10 protein-coding genes are annotated in these 16,224 nt (G+C 57.0%); 5 read left to right on the plus strand and 5 right to left on the minus strand.

What is annotated here, in order from left to right; translation table 11 throughout:
• The first annotated feature begins 14 nt into the window (after positions 1-14).
• Positions 15-869, plus strand: coding sequence for an RNase adapter RapZ (rapZ, locus tag AB8W27_RS18860; RefSeq protein WP_004385096.1), 855 nt, complete (start codon positions 15-17; stop codon positions 867-869).
• Positions 866-1,138 carry a PTS phosphocarrier protein NPr gene (gene npr / locus AB8W27_RS18865; protein ID WP_007704900.1) on the plus strand — a complete coding sequence of 91 codons (273 nt, stop codon included), beginning with the start codon at positions 866-868 and terminating at the stop codon, positions 1,136-1,138. Before rapZ ends, npr begins: the two co-directional genes overlap by 4 nt.
• A gap of 11 nt (positions 1,139-1,149) precedes the next feature.
• On the opposite strand, the gene mtgA is transcribed toward npr, so the two are convergent.
• From mtgA to AB8W27_RS18885, 4 genes are all read right to left on the minus strand, one after another.
• Positions 1,150-1,875, minus strand: a complete 726-nt coding sequence (gene mtgA, locus AB8W27_RS18870) for a monofunctional biosynthetic peptidoglycan transglycosylase (protein ID WP_041923110.1) — start codon at positions 1,873-1,875, stop codon at positions 1,150-1,152.
• Positions 1,872-2,525, minus strand: coding sequence for an isoprenoid biosynthesis glyoxalase ElbB (elbB, locus tag AB8W27_RS18875; RefSeq protein WP_012815000.1), 654 nt, complete (start codon positions 2,523-2,525; stop codon positions 1,872-1,874). The genes mtgA and elbB overlap by 4 nt, the downstream gene beginning before the upstream one ends.
• A gap of 236 nt (positions 2,526-2,761) precedes the next feature.
• Entirely contained in the window at positions 2,762-5,101 is a 2,340-nt protein-coding gene (arcB, locus tag AB8W27_RS18880) for an aerobic respiration two-component sensor histidine kinase ArcB (RefSeq protein WP_012814999.1), read from the minus strand.
• 111 nt (positions 5,102-5,212) lie between these two features.
• Positions 5,213-6,148: a TIGR01212 family radical SAM protein gene (locus tag AB8W27_RS18885; RefSeq protein ID WP_012814998.1), complete on the minus strand. Its 936-nt coding sequence runs from the start codon at positions 6,146-6,148 to the stop codon at positions 5,213-5,215.
• 685 nt (positions 6,149-6,833) lie between these two features.
• On the opposite strand from AB8W27_RS18885, the gene gltB reads away from it, so the two are divergent.
• The 3 genes from gltB (at position 6,834) to AB8W27_RS18900 (ending at position 15,640) form a co-directional block, all read left to right on the plus strand.
• Complete coding sequence (gene gltB / locus AB8W27_RS18890) at positions 6,834-11,294, plus strand: glutamate synthase large subunit (RefSeq protein ID WP_161577472.1); 4,461 nt, start codon at positions 6,834-6,836, stop codon at positions 11,292-11,294.
• 13 nt (positions 11,295-11,307) lie between these two features.
• Positions 11,308-12,726, plus strand: coding sequence for a glutamate synthase small subunit (locus AB8W27_RS18895; RefSeq protein WP_012814996.1), 1,419 nt, complete (start codon positions 11,308-11,310; stop codon positions 12,724-12,726).
• Positions 12,727-13,093: 367 nt separating this feature from the next.
• Positions 13,094-15,640, plus strand: coding sequence for an autotransporter outer membrane beta-barrel domain-containing protein (locus tag AB8W27_RS18900; RefSeq protein ID WP_041923108.1), 2,547 nt, complete (start codon positions 13,094-13,096; stop codon positions 15,638-15,640).
• Positions 15,641-15,732: 92 nt separating this feature from the next.
• Here AB8W27_RS18900 and sspB read toward each other — a convergent pair whose 3' ends face one another.
• Complete coding sequence (gene sspB / locus AB8W27_RS18905; RefSeq protein WP_012814994.1) at positions 15,733-16,224, minus strand: ClpXP protease specificity-enhancing factor; 492 nt, start codon at positions 16,222-16,224, stop codon at positions 15,733-15,735.

Raw genomic sequence — 16,224 nt, forward strand, 5'->3', positions numbered from 1 at the left:
TGGAGAAACAGCAGATGGTTCTGATGATCGTCAGTGGACGTTCAGGGTCAGGGAAATCGGTCGCCCTGCGTGCACTGGAAGATATGGGGTTCTACTGCGTCGATAACCTGCCTGTCGTGCTGCTGCCTGAACTGGCGCGCACGCTTTCGGAAAGGCAGATATCCGCCGCGGTGAGCATCGACGTTCGCAATATGCCGGAATCCCCGGAGGTGTTTGAGCAGGCGATGAACAACCTGCCGGACGCGTTCTCTCCGCAACTGCTGTTCCTCGACGCCGATCGCAATACGCTAATCCGCCGCTACAGCGACACGCGTCGCCTGCACCCGCTCTCCAGCAAAAATTTGTCGCTGGAAAGCGCCATTGATGAAGAGAACGATTTGCTGGAGCCGCTGCGATCGCGGGCGGATCTTATCGTCGATACGTCGGAAATGTCGGTGCATGAACTGGCGGAGATGCTGCGTACCCGTCTGCTGGGCAAGCGCGAGCGCGAACTTACGATGGTGTTTGAGTCATTCGGCTTTAAACACGGCATTCCTATCGACGCCGATTACGTTTTCGACGTGCGCTTCCTGCCGAACCCGCACTGGGACCCGAAACTGCGCCCGATGACCGGCCTTGATAAGCCCGTCGCGGCGTTTCTCGATCGCCATACGGAAGTTCACAACTTCATCTACCAGACGCGCAGCTATCTGGAACTCTGGCTGCCGATGCTGGAAACCAACAATCGCAGCTATCTGACCGTCGCGATTGGCTGTACCGGCGGTAAACACCGTTCCGTCTATATCGCCGAACAGCTGGCGGACTACTTCCGCTCGCGCGGTAAAAACGTTCAGTCCCGTCATCGTACGCTGGAAAAACGCAAATCATGACCGTAAAACAGACCGTTGAAATCACCAACAAGCTCGGGATGCACGCCCGTCCGGCCATGAAACTGTTTGAGCTGGTGCAGAGCTTTGACGCGGAAGTGTTGTTGCGTAATGAAGCGGGCACGGAAGCGGAAGCCAGCAGCGTCATCGCGCTGCTGATGCTGGATTCCGCACAGGGCGGGCATATCGAGATTGAAGCCACCGGACCGCAGGAAAAAGAAGCGCTGGCGGCCGTCATCGCGCTGTTTAACGCAGGCTTTGACGAAGACTGACCGCCCTGCCCTCAGCGCAGCGTATGCTGCGCCATAAACGATTCTCCGCCAAGCTGGCGCATCTGGCGCAAAATCCACTGCTGACGCGCCCGCACATAGCCTGAAGGCGCGGTCGCCTTATAGCGCAGCGGGTTTGGCAGCACCGCCGCCAGCAGCGCGGCTTCTGATGCCGAAAGGCGGCTGGCGGGCTTATTGAAATAGCGCTGTGACGCCTCTTCCACGCCAAACACGCCATCACCGAATTCCGCGATATTCAGATAGACCGTCAGAATGCGGCGCTTGCTCCAGACGGTTTCGATGCCAAGCGTTAAGCCCGCTTCCAGCCCCTTACGCAGCCAGCTGCGCCCATCCCACAGAAACAGATTCTTGGCCGTTTGCTGCGACAGCGTGGAAGCCCCGCGAATGCGGCTGCTCCGCTCGTTATGCGAGACGGCTTTCTGGATCGCCGCCACGTCAAACCCCCAGTGCTCCGGGAACCGCTGGTCTTCCGCCGCGATGACCGCAAGCCCCATCCAGGGTGAAATCTCATCCATACTCACCCAGTCGGAGTGGGCCACGTAGCTGAAATCGCCGCTAAACCACGCGGAGAACTGCCGCTCAACCATGACCGCCGAAAAGGGCACCGGCACCACGCTGAACAGCAAAATACCTGCGATCCAGACGCCGAGCACCGCCAGCACTGCACGCAGCGCCAGCCGCCGCAGGCGCACGAACAGCGAACCGCGCGCTTTACTCATTCGCACATCGCCACCAGGCGCGCCACCAGTTTCTCAATACCTGCCGCCGCCTCGTCGATGCTTTCCGCCAGCATATAGGCGGGGGTGGTCAGCACTTTGTTATCTTCATCCACCACAATATCGTCCACAGGGCACGGCACATGCTCCCCGCCCATCTCTTCCACCAGCTCAGCGGTGTCAATATCGGTGCCGATAGTCAGACGCAGAGGCGCGGCGACAATTTTCGGCAGCATCGCGGGCGCGATACAGATAAAGCCGAGCGGTTTGCCGGCCGCGTGCATCGCACTCGCCAGGGCGTGAAGCGCAGGGTCCACGGCGCACTCGCTGCCGCGCGTGGCGAAATCACACAGGTTTTTGGCCGCGCCAAACCCGCCAGGCACCACCAGCGCATCGAGATCGTCCGCGCGCGCCTGCTCCAGCGGCGTTATCTTGCCGCGGGCGATACGGGCCGCCTCCACCAGCACATTGCGCGTCTCGCCGGTCGGTTCGCCCGTGACGTGATTAATCACGTCCGCTTGTGGTTTATCAGGCGCAAAACAGACCGCCTGCGCGCCATTGCGGGCCAGCGCCAGCAGGGTAATTACCGCTTCATGAATTTCTGAACCGTCATAAACGCCGCAACCGCTTAAAACCACTCCGATTTTTTTCATGATTTATCCTTACGTTAAGCCGTTGAAACTTTGAGTAAAATGTTATTTAAACGTTATGCTTCACACATTTTACTGATTCACATAACAAATCATTTAAGATTTGCTATCTTATGTACGAGCGATTTGATTACTCAGGCCGCGCCACGTAGTTAAAAAGATCAACATCACTAATCAATGGCGAGGCCACGATTTCCCTGGTGTTGGCGCAGTATTCGCGCACCCCGGTTTAGCCGGGGTCATTTTTTTCCGGCGCCGGCAACCCAGACTTTCAGCGCCTCGACGTCGTGACGCCACTCCTGCTTCAGCTCTTCAATCCATTCACCCACGTTGTCCCACCACGCCGGAAGATCGGGCGACTGGATTTTTTGCGCCAACTGTTGCAAGTGACGCAACCCTACCGCACCGGCGGCGCCTTTGATTTTATGACCCTCTTCCACAATCCCTTTTTGATCGCGCGCGGTGAGGTTGGATTCCAGCACGCTCAGGTAACCCGGCATCATTTTTTCAAACATCGCCAGGCCATCGGTGATGAGTTTCGGGCCAACCAACTGCAGATATTGCTCCAGCATCGGGAGATCGAGCAGCGCCTGCTGCTTGCCGTCATCACTTGTCGTCACGTCTTGCTCCTCATCGTCAGGTTGCGTATCCCAGAACTTTTTGATGGTCGCGGTCAGGGCCGGCACCGCCAGCGGTTTGCTCAGCACGTCATCCATACCTGCTTCCAGATACTCTTTTTTATCTTTCAACACGTTGGCCGTCAGCGCCACCAGCGGCGGCAGCGCGTCGCGGGAATAGCAGCGGTTGAGTTCGCGGGAGATATCCAGCCCGGTCATGTCCGGCAACTGGATATCCAGCAGCACCAGGTCAAACTCGCCGGGGCTGAACATCTCCAGCGCCGCTTTACCGGTCATCGCCACCTCGACGCTGCAACCGAGTTTTTCCAGCACCGATGTCGCCACGATGACGTTCAGCTCAATATCTTCCACCAGTAGCACATGCAGGGCGGGCAGCGGCATGTCGTCATCATTCAGCGTATCTTCCACTTCTTCCGCCACGCGCGGCGCCTGCACTGTCAGAACGAAAGTCGACCCCTGGCCCGGTTTGCTCGATACCGTAATGTCGCCGCCCATGCTTTTCGCAAGACGGCGCGATACCGCAAGACCAATCCCCGTACCGGTCGCCGGTTTACCGCCCTGGCTGTCTTTCACCTGGTAATACATGGCGAAAATCTTGTCCTGCTCCTCCTGCGGAATACCGATACCGGAATCTTCCACCTCAAAGCGTAGCTGCTCGTTGTCGTTATAGCTGACGCGCACCGTCACCTGGCCTTGCTGGGTAAATTTCACCGCGTTGCTGATGAGGTTCCAGAGGATCTGCCGCAGGCGCGTGCCATCGGTCAGCACCTTATGCGGCACCGGGCGCACCGGCTCCATCACAAAGCGCAGTCCTTTCTGCTGCGCCTGCAGGCCGGAGAGGTTTTCCAGGTCCGCCAGGAAACTGGTGAAATCGACAGGCTGGTTATCAAGCTGCACTTTGCGCCGCTCAATTTTATCCATATCGATAATATCGTTGAAGATATTGCCAAGCGTCACGGCGGAGACGTGGATCGTCTTCAGGTATTTTTCCTGCTCGGCGCTCAGGTCGGTATCCAGCAGAATGCGGCTTAAGCCCACGATGCCGTTAAGCGGCGTACGCAGCTCGTGGCTGATGGTAGAGATAAAGGTGGTCTTATCGCGGCTGGCGCGCTCCAGCGCGTCCTGATAACGCTTACGCTCGGTAATATCGCGCCCGAAGCCCATCAGCCCGTGGCGTTTACCCACGCGGTCGTAATACGGCACTTTGCGGATCTCAAAGCACGCTTTGCGGCCATCGGGGTAGTCGAGCCACTGCTCGTAGGTGAGAGACACATTATGCCGGAAGACTTTTTCATCGGTCTCCAGCACTTTTTCCGCCGCTTCCGGCGCATACACTTCGTGGGGCTTAAGGCCAATCAGCTGTTTTTCGCTTTTGCCGGTGAGCAGCTCCATCGCCCGGTTGCAGCCCGAAAACTCTTTATCTTCATTACGGTAGAACACCAGATCCGGCGAGGCGTCGAGAAACGAGCGCAGGAAAGAGGATTGCTGCTCCAGCTGGATTTGCGTGACTTCGCGCTCTTTCATCTCCACTTTCAGCTGCTCCAGCATATTCTGGCGCTCGGCTTCCGCTTTTTCGCGGTCGGCGATTTCCTGGTTAAGCTGGGCGATATTGTCCTTGAGCTGCACGTTGAGCTTGAGGTCGCGCTCGCGCATCTCTTCAAGCTTATCGACCAGTTTTGAGAGCCGCTGACGCGACTCCTCAAGCTGCTCCACCACCACCGACAGAAAGTAGACGGCCCAGGGCGTGATCAACAGACCAAAGAAAATCGAACGGATAACGTCGATGCTCTCGACCTGGCCATGCAGCACCATCGTCACGGCCATTTGCACCGCCATCGCCAGCACGACCAGCGCAAGGGCCAGCAGCAGTGAAAAGCGCACCAGGCCAAGCTTTACCAGTAAATCAACGTAGTACTGCGCCAGCAGGCGGATCTGTTTCATAAAGGATTCCTGTACTGATATTCCGTTCAATAATACCTAAATCCGTCCCGCTGGCGGGAATTCAGGCAAAAAAGTGCGGGGTGAGAAGGCGAGTGACGGGAAAAACAGCATTTAAAGCGGGTCAGGCGCGCCGCGCCAGGGACGTCCGAGCGCCGAGCCCTGCGCGCCATGCAGGTTAAGATAGCGGTCAATCTCGACCATACCGGTCCAGCGGTTCTCGCACCACAGCGGCGCCAGTAAGGTCGGACGGCGGGCGCTGGCGGAAATACGATGGTAGATGATGTCAGGCGGCGTATGGCGAATCATCTCGCCCGCCGTCACGGCATAATCCTCCAGCGCAATGCCGCTAAGCCGCCCGGCCCGCCAGGCTTTCGCCATAATGCTGCCCTCAACGATATGCAGCGGATGCAGCTTAATGCCGTCGACGCCGGTTTCCACCACCCGCTCAAGCGAGACCAGCGCATCGAGGCGGGTTTCTCCCGGCAGCCCGACGATAAGATGCGTGCACACCTTAAGCCCCCTCGCCCGCGCCCGACGCGCGGTGTCCTGATAACAGGCAAAATCATGGCCGCGATTAATACGGTGCAGAGTTTTATCCTTCGCGCTTTGCAGCCCCAGCTCCAGCCAGACTTCATAACCTTGTTGATGGTAGCCCGAGAGGAGATCCAGCACGCTCTCCGGCACGCAGTCCGGACGCGTGCCGACGCACAGCCCGACGATATCCGCCTGGCTTATCGCCTGCTGGTACATTTCGCGCAATACGTTAACTTCCGCAAAGGTGCTGGTGTAGGCCTGGAAATAGGCGAGATAACGGCGGGCGCGGTCGACGCGCGCCGCCTGCTGCGCCAGCTGCTGCTGAATTGGGAGATGCTGCTGGGTTTCATCGGCGAACGACGCGACATTGCAGAAGGTGCAGCCGCCGCGTCCCAGCGTGCCGTCGCGGTTCGGGCAACTGAAGCCGCCATGCAATGAGAGTTTATGAACTTTCTGGCCGTAACGACGCGTCAGGTCGCCGCCAAACATATTGACTAATTTTTGTAACTGCATAATCTGAAAAGCCGCCCAGCGAAAGGGCGTCAGCCTGCCATTTTTACTTCTTCACGGCGATGATATGGATCAAGCGCCCTGCCCCCGCTTTTATCTGATGAATAATCATTCATTGTAAACGCTATTTTAATCACCCTGACACCAATTACTTTTCCTTATGATCGTAACGATTATTTAAGGAATATGACGAACCGTTAAAAACAGAGCGTTTATGCGGCTTGCGGGCGTTGCACGAAAGATCGTGCTGCTTTAAAACGCAATAACAGCGCGCTATCTACTTCCAACCGCTTTCTTATAGTGAGTCAGATCACACATCACCGGGGCTTATCACCCGAAAAACGCAATCTAAAAAAGGTTAAAAGTACTTATTAATCAATGTAATGCTTGCTCTTTAGCACACTTTTGAATAAATAAGAATGACATTTGACCTGTGTGCGGATTCCCGATAAGTTGGAAATTCGCTGGAAGCTTTCTCGATGGGCGTTCTGCCCATCATATTTATGCAGTAAATGAGATTCCCTCTTAAGTAAGTCCTCAACGACGATGTACCGATGAAAAAGGATATCAGGAGGGCGACACGCAAGGTGTGCGTATAACGCGCAATACCCTGTCGCCGCACCCTTTTTGCGCCCGCGCGCCATCGGTACAGGAGGGAGTCCCGCAGAGCCTGGGGAGGTTCACTGATATGTTGTACGATAAATCTCTTGAGAGGGATAACTGTGGTTTCGGCCTGATCGCCCACATAGAAGGCGAACCTAGCCACAAGGTTGTGCGCACCGCGATCCACGCGCTGGCCCGTATGCAGCACCGCGGCGCTATCCTTGCGGATGGTAAAACCGGTGATGGTTGCGGCCTGCTGCTGCAAAAGCCCGACCGCTTTTTCCGTATGGTGGCCGAAGAGCACGGCTGGCGCTTAGCCAAAAATTACGCCGTTGGCATGCTGTTCCTGAATCAGGATCCTGAAAAAGCCAGCGCCTCGCGTCGTATCGTTGAAGAAGAGCTGCAACGAGAAACCCTGTCTATCGTAGGCTGGCGCGTAGTGCCGACCAACGAAGGCGTGCTGGGTGAAATCGCGCTCTCCTCAATGCCGCGCATCGAACAGATTTTTGTGAACGCCCCGGCAGGCTGGCGTCCGCGCGATATGGAGCGCCGCCTGTTTATCGCGCGTCGCCGCATTGAAAAACGTCTGGTTGACGATAAAGAGTTCTACGTCTGTAGCCTCTCAAACCTGGTCAACATCTATAAAGGTCTCTGTATGCCGGCGGATCTGCCGCGCTTCTACCTGGACCTGGCGGACCTGCGCCTGGAATCGGCTATCTGCCTGTTCCACCAGCGCTTCTCCACCAACACCGTGCCGCGCTGGCCGCTGGCGCAGCCGTTCCGCTACCTGGCGCATAACGGCGAAATCAACACGATTACCGGCAACCGCCAGTGGGCCCGCGCGCGTACGTATAAATTCCAGACGCCGCTTATCCCCGATCTTCACGACGCCGCGCCGTTCGTTAACGAAACCGGCTCTGACTCCAGCTCCATGGATAACATGCTTGAGCTGCTGCTGGCAGGCGGGATGGATATCGTGCGCGCCATGCGTCTGCTGGTGCCGCCAGCCTGGCAGAACAACCCGGATATGGACCCGGAGCTGCGCGCGTTCTTCGACTTTAACTCCATGCACATGGAGCCGTGGGATGGCCCGGCGGGCATCGTAATGTCAGACGGCCGCTTCGCCGCCTGTAACCTTGACCGTAACGGCCTGCGCCCGGCGCGCTACGTTATCACCAAAGATAAGCTCATTACCTGCGCCTCTGAGGTCGGCATCTGGGATTACCAGCCGGACGAAGTGGTGGAGAAAGGCCGCGTAGGGCCTGGCGAGCTGATGGTTATCGACACCCGCGGCGGTCGCATCCTGCACTCGGCGGAAACCGACAACGATCTGAAGAGTCGCCACCCGTATAAAGAGTGGATGGAGAAAAACGTCCGCCGTCTGGTGCCGTTTGAGGATCTGCCTGACGATCAGGTAGGCACTCGTGAAATGGACGACGCCCTGCTCGAAAGCTACCAGAAGCAGTTCTTCTACAGTAATGAAGAGCTGGACTCGGTCATTCGCGTACTGGGTGAAAACGGCCAGGAAGCGGTGGGCTCGATGGGCGACGATACGCCATTCGCCGTGCTCTCCAGCCAGCCGCGCATTATTTACGACTACTTCCGCCAGCAGTTCGCGCAGGTGACCAACCCGCCTATCGATCCGCTGCGTGAAGCGCATGTGATGTCGCTCGCCACCAGCATCGGCCGCGAGATGAACGTCTTCTGCGAAGCCGAAGGCCAGGCGCATCGTCTGAGCTTTAAATCGCCGATCCTGCTTTACTCCGACTTTAAACAGCTCACCACGCTTGAAGAAGAGCACTATCGCGCCGATACGCTCGATATTACCTTCGACCCGGCGCAGGCGACGCTGGAAGAGACCGTCAATGCGCTGTGCGACAAAGCCGAGCAGATGGTACGCAACGGCACCGTGCTGCTGGTGCTCTCGGATCGCAACATCGCCAAAGACCGTCTTCCGGTTCCGGCGCCGATGGCCGTTGGGGCTATCCAGACCCGGCTGGTGGAACAGAGCCTGCGCTGCGACGCCAACATTATTGTCGAAACCGCCAGCGCCCGCGATCCGCACCACTTCGCTGTGCTGCTGGGCTTCGGCGCTACGGCTATCTACCCGTATCTCGCCTACGAAACGCTGGCGAAACTGGTTGATACCGGCGCTATCGAAAAAGATTACCGCAGCGTGATGCTGAACTACCGCAACGGCATCAACAAAGGGCTTTATAAGATCATGTCCAAAATGGGCATCTCGACCATCGCCTCTTACCGCTGCTCCAAACTGTTTGAAGCCGTCGGCCTGCACCGCGACGTCTCTGAGCTCTGCTTCCAGGGCGTGGTCAGCCGTATCGGCGGCGCGGGCTTTGCTGATTTCGAACAGGATCTGCTGAACCTGTCGAAACGCGCCTGGCTTGCGCGCAAACCGCTCGTACAGGGCGGCTTACTGAAATATGTTCATGGCGGCGAATACCACGCTTACAACCCGGATGTGGTGCGCACGCTCCAGCAGGCGGTGCAGAGCGGCGAGTACAGCGACTATCAACAATACGCGAAGCTGGTTAACGAACGTCCGGCGGCGACGCTGCGCGATCTGCTGGCGCTAAATCCGCAGGCGGACGCGGTGCGCGTGGAAGATGTCGAACCGGCGAGCGAACTGTTCAAACGCTTTGATACCGCGGCGATGTCCATCGGCGCGCTGAGCCCGGAAGCGCATGAGTCGCTGGCGGAGGCGATGAACAGCCTCGGCGGTTTCTCGAACTCCGGCGAAGGCGGCGAAGATCCGGCGCGTTACGGCACCAATAAAGTGTCGCGCATTAAGCAGGTCGCCTCCGGCCGCTTCGGCGTAACGCCTGCGTACCTGGTCAACGCCGATGTGATTCAGATTAAAGTGGCGCAGGGCGCGAAGCCTGGCGAAGGCGGTCAGTTACCTGGCGACAAAGTGACGCCGTACATTGCGCGTCTGCGTTATTCGGTGCCGGGCGTGACGCTGATCTCCCCGCCGCCGCACCACGATATCTACTCGATTGAAGATCTGGCGCAGCTGATTTTCGACTTAAAACAGGTCAACCCGAAGGCGATGATCTCCGTGAAGCTGGTGTCTGAGCCGGGCGTGGGCACCATTGCCACCGGCGTGGCGAAAGCGTATGCCGATCTCATCACTATCGCAGGCTACGACGGCGGCACGGGCGCAAGCCCCCTCTCCTCCGTGAAATACGCGGGCTGCCCGTGGGAGCTGGGTCTGGTGGAAACGCAGCAGGCGCTGGTCGCCAACGGTCTGCGCCACAAGATCCGCCTGCAGGTGGACGGCGGCCTGAAAACCGGCCTTGATATCATCAAAGCGGCCATCCTTGGCGCGGAAAGCTTCGGCTTTGGCACCGGCCCGATGGTGGCGCTGGGCTGTAAATACCTGCGTATTTGCCATCTCAACAACTGCGCGACCGGCGTGGCGACCCAGGATGACAAACTGCGTAAAAACCACTATCACGGCCTGCCGTTCAAAGTGACCAACTACTTTGAATTTATCGCCCGTGAAACGCGTGAACTCATGGCCCAACTGGGCGTGACGCGTCTGGTGGATCTGATTGGCCGCACGGATCTTCTGAAAGAGCTGGAAGGCTTTACGGCGAAGCAGCAAAAACTGGATCTGGCGAAACTGCTGGAAACCGCCGAGCCGCATCCTGGCAAAGCGGTTTACTGCACCGAAAGCAACCCGCCATTCGATAAAGGCGACCTGAACGCGCAGCTGCTGGCCCAGGCGAAACCGTATGTGGAGAGCCGCCAGAGCAAAACGTTCTGGTTTGATATCCGCAATACCGACCGCTCGGTTGGCGCGCTGCTCTCGGGCTACATCGCGCAGTCGCATGGCGATCAGGGCCTGGCTTCTGATCCCATCAAAGCGTACTTCACCGGGACTGCCGGACAGAGCTTCGGCGTCTGGAACGCGGGCGGCGTGGAACTGCACCTGACGGGCGATGCCAACGACTATGTCGGCAAAGGCATGGCGGGCGGCTTGCTGGCGATTCGTCCGCCGGTAGGGTCGTCGTTCAAGAGCTATGAAGCGAGCATTATCGGCAACACTTGCCTGTATGGCGCGACGGGCGGCCGTCTCTACGCCGCAGGCCGCGCGGGCGAGCGTTTCGCCGTGCGTAACTCCGGCGCGATTACGGTCGTGGAAGGCATCGGCGATAACGGCTGTGAATATATGACCGGCGGCATCGTCTGTATTCTCGGCAAAACCGGCGTGAACTTCGGCGCAGGCATGACGGGCGGCTTCGCCTACGTGCTGGACGAAGATGGCGAGTTCCGCAAACGCGTGAACCCGGAGCTGGTGGAAGTGCTGAATGTCGAAGAATTAGCGATTCACGAAGAACACCTGCGCGGGCTTATCACCGAGCATGTTCAACAGACCGGTTCACATCGAGGCGAAGAGATCCTGGCGAACTGGCCGGCGTTCTCGGCGAAGTTCGCGTTGGTTAAACCGAAGTCCAGTGATGTAAAAGCATTGTTGGGTCACCGTAGTCGTTCCGCAGCCGAGCTGCGGGTGCAGGCGCAGTAAGAGGTCACGATTGATGAGTCAGAACGTTTACCAATTTATCGACTTACAGCGCGTTGATCCGCCAAAAAAGCCGCTTAAGATCCGTAAAATTGAGTTTGTGGAAATCTATGAGCCCTTCTCAGAAGGCCAGGCCAAAGCGCAGGCAGATCGCTGCCTGTCGTGCGGCAACCCCTACTGTGAATGGAAATGTCCGGTACATAACTACATCCCTAACTGGCTGAAGCTGGCCAACGAAGGGCGCATTTTCGAAGCCGCAGAGCTTTCTCACCAGACCAACACGCTGCCGGAAGTGTGCGGCCGCGTCTGCCCGCAGGACCGTCTGTGCGAAGGCTCCTGCACGCTGAATGACGAATTCGGCGCAGTGACCATCGGCAACATTGAACGCTATATCAACGATAAAGCGTTCGAAATGGGCTGGCGGCCGGATCTTTCCGGCGTGAAGCCGACCGGCAAGCGCGTCGCGATTATCGGCGCGGGCCCGGCGGGCCTCGCGTGCGCCGACGTGCTGACCCGCAACGGCGTGAAAGCGGTCGTGTTCGACCGTAACCCGGAAATCGGCGGCCTGCTCACCTTCGGCATCCCGGCCTTTAAGCTGGAAAAAGAAGTCATGACGCGCCGTCGTGAAATCTTCACCGGCATGGGTATTGAGTTCAGGCTCAATACCGAAGTGGGCCGCGATATCCAGATGAACGATCTTCTGGGCGACTATGACGCCGTCTTCCTTGGCGTCGGCACCTATCAGTCAATGCGCGGCGGGCTGGAAAACGAAGACGCGCCGGGTGTGTATGAAGCGCTGCCGTTCCTTATCGCCAATACCCGTCAGATTATGGGCTTTGAGGAAGATACAAAGCAACCATTCATCAGCATGGAAGGCAAACGCGTCGTGGTGCTGGGCGGCGGCGATACCGCGATGGACTGCGTGCGTACCTCGGTGCGTCAGGGCGCGACTCACGTCATCTGTGCTTATCGTCGTGATGAAGAGAACATGCCGGGCTCCCGTCGCGAAGTGAAAAACGCGCGCGAAGAAGGCGTTGAGTTCCAGTTCAACGTCCAACCGCTTGGCGTTGAGATCAACGCTAGCGGCAAAGTGTGCGGCGTGAAAATGGCGCGCACGCAGATGGGCGAACCGGATGACAAAGGCCGTCGTCGCGCGGAGATCGTGCCGGGCTCCGAACATGTGCTGCCTGCGGATGCCGTGGTGATGGCGTTCGGCTTCCGTCCGCACAGCATGGAATGGCTGGTGCAGCACAGCGTTGAGCTTGATTCGCAAGGCCGTGTGATTGCGCCGGAAGGTAATGAAAATGCCTTCCAGACCAGCAACCCGAAAATCTTCGCAGGCGGCGATATCGTGCGTGGCTCTGATTTGGTGGTGACCGCTATCGCCGAAGGCCGTAAAGCGGCGGACGGCATCATGAATTATCTCGAAGTCTGACGGTTCAACCCCACACCTAAAGGGAAGCCTCGCGCTTCCCTTTTTTATTTATCTTATCAATAAAGCAAGCCTTTTTATTTCCAGAAAAAGACTTTTCCCTTTCCGAATTAATTTATTACTTCGCACGGTTTATGTTCGATTACTGACTAAGCATCCATAAAACGCCCTTCTGAACGCTTTATATTTCGCCAGTTATTTACTGCATTTATCAATATGCGCAGAGTATGAAATCAGAACGCTGAAATCATACATATTTTATATTTATAAATTCTGTATCTTTCGGAAAGCATGTTATTGGCGAGAGTAATGAAATAAGCTGCCGCGACGCCGACACTTAATTCAACGCATTATTATATTGGACGTAATTATGAATAAAGATAAAACATTCAGAATGAACATTGTCACCAGGCTGATGTGCAATGTTTTTCCGATTGTCATTCTATCCTCACCAATGATGGTGAATGCGGAAACTATTATTTCCAAAGATACCAACAGCAGCTATATCGTCAGCGGCGACACGGATTACATTGTTAACGCCGATGTGACGATGTCCTCATCAAAATCCAAGCCTGCCGTCTCTGTTCAGGGCGAAGATATCGTCACCTTTACCAATAATGGCACCATTAAAAATGATTTTGGTAATGCCATGCAGGTTGAAATTGACGGTCAAAGCTCCGACATGTTCACCTTGAAAAATAATGGCAGCATTAACGGAATCAATAATGGCATTAGCATTACTGATGCCCAAAACGTCACCATCATTAACACCGGCACTATTTCCGGCGGCGATTCTGCTATTTCTTTTGAAAGCAGCGGCAATAATGCGCTGGTGCTTAAAGCAGGCTCCAGCCTTGGGGGCGATGTCACCACCACCGGCTCGGCCACCAATACAATTACCCTGAACGACAGCGGCAATGAAGACAGCAATTTCATCGGCGCGAACGCAGGCGACGGTTTTAAATCGCTCACCATGGACGGCAGCGACTGGACGCTGACCGGCAATGTCGATCTTACCGGCACAGGCGACAGCCTGATCGTTAAAACCGGCAACCTGACGCTCGGCGGCGACGTGAAAAACAGCGGCGCCTCGTTGATTAACGCTGCGGCCTCGCTGCAAATCGGCACCGGCAGCGGCGATAACGCCTCACTGGAAGGCAATGTCACCAACAATGGCACGCTGATTTTTAACCAGGCGGCAGATTATACTTTTGCGGGCGATATTTCCGGCACCGGTAACCTGGTGAAAGAAAACGCCAGCACGCTGACGCTCACTGGTAACAACAGCTTTAGCGGCGATACCACGCTTAAAGCAGGGACGACGCTTGTGGCGGAAAACGCCGTGATGGGGCCAACTGGCGGTACGGGCCTCATTTCTGTTGAAAGCGGCGCTACGTTCGCCTCTGCGGGCACGGTAAACAACAGCGTGGCGATTGCCGCAGGCGGCGTGCTGGCGTCCTGGAATGCGGTCAGCGGCAACGAGAATGCCTCTACCCCGGCGACAGGCAATACCATCAATGGCGACGTCACCAACCAGGGCACGCTGCAAATCGCGGGCGGTAACAACGTCGGCAATGCATTTACCATCAACGGCAACTATACGGGCGATGACAACAGCCGCATCGTCATGAACACCGCAGCAGGCGAAGATAATTCTCCGACTGACCATCTGGCCATTACCGGCGACAGCGCCGGTAGCTCTGCGCTTGAAGTGGCGAATATCGGCGGTCAGGGCGCGCAGACCATTAACGGTATTGAGCTTATCAGTGTTGGCGGCGCGTCCGATGCATCCTTTACGCTGGGTAAACCCGTCGTGGCGGGGATGTGGGAATACGATCTCTATCAGCATGACGATGGCAACTGGTATCTGGAATCGAAAGCCAGCGATACGCCAGATCCGACGCCTGACCCGGATGATAACGGTGGCGATAACGGCGGCAATGATAACGGTGATAATGGCGGCGATACGCCACCAGCTCCGGAAGTGTACCGCCCGGAGGCTGGCGTCTACATGGCGAACTACCTGGCCGCCCAGCAGATGTTTATTCACAAGCGCGACGACCGCGATCAGCTGATGCTGCGTGACGCAGACGACCTGAATACCTGGATGTACGTCAAAGGCGAGTACAACGACGGCAACTTCGCCGACAGCAACCTGAAATATAAGATTCGCTCCGCCGTGGTGCAGTTAGGCAGCGATTTCCTGAGCAAAAATCTCTCTACTGGCACGCTGCACAGCGGTTTTATGCTGGGCGCAGGCTACAGCGACACTACCGCAGACGCGCGCCACAATGTGCGCTCGGCAGATGGTCGCGTCAACGGTTACAACCTCGGCGTCTATGCCACCTGGCAGGAAGACCAGAAACTGCGTCTTGGCAGCTATATCGACAGCTGGGCTTCTTACAGCTGGTACAACAGCCAGGTAAATGGCGATGATATGCCGGGCGAAAAATATGACAGCCAGGGCTACGCCGCCTCGCTGGAGCTGGGCCACGCCTGGCTGGTACCATCAGAGAAAGCGCGCACCATGAAGTTTGAGCCGCAGGGCCAGGTGATTTACAGCAATCTGGACCAGGATTCCCACGTTGAATATAACGGCACGCGTGTCAGCACGCCGGATGATGACGCGGTATTGGGTCGTATTGGTCTCAAGGCAAGCTATGTCGATCAGAAAGCCGTAGAAGCCTGGCAGCCTTACGGCGCGGTAAACTGGCTTATCGGCAACGGCATGAGCGATCTGAACTTTAACGACGAGACGCTCGACTCCAACATGCCGTCTAACCGCTTCCAGCTGGAAACGGGCGTCAGCGGTAAGGTGAACGAGGCGACCACCGTCTCCTTCCGGGTCAGCAGCGAATGGGGTGATAACTCCTACAACGCCTATTCCGGCCATATGCTGGTGAACTATCGCTGGTAACAGGCGGGAATAAAAAAACCGCCTCTTCGGGGCGGCTTAATAGAAAAGCCGGAATGCGTGAGCATACCGGCTTTTTTTTGAGGCAGACGCGATTACTTCACTACACGCAGCGCGGGACGCCCGCCACGCGGCGGCGGCTCGTCATCCGGGCCGTTATCATCCGCATCGTCAGGCTTATCGCCATCAATCACAGACATCACGGTTTCCGGCTCTTCTGCGCTGTTGTCGTCGTTCAGGCTCGCCATCTCTTCATCATAAGCGGCTTCTGGCTCGAACATCGTACCGGCGCCATTTTCACGGGCGTAGATAGCGAGCACAGCAGCCAGCGGCACCGAGACCTGACGCGGCACGCCGCCAAAACGGGCATTGAAGCGAACTTCATCATTCGCCAGTTCCAGATTGCCGACCGCACGCGGGGCGATATTCAGAACAATTTGCCCGTCACGCGCATACTCCAGCGGCACCAGCACGCCCGGCAGCGTCACATCCACGACCAGGTGCGGCGTCAGCTGGTTGTCCAGCAGCCATTCATAAAAGGCACGCAGCAGATAGGGACGACGTGGAGAGAGCTGAGAGATATCCAT

Source organism: Cronobacter turicensis (assembly GCF_041222865.1).
GTDB lineage: Bacteria > Pseudomonadota > Gammaproteobacteria > Enterobacterales > Enterobacteriaceae > Cronobacter > Cronobacter turicensis.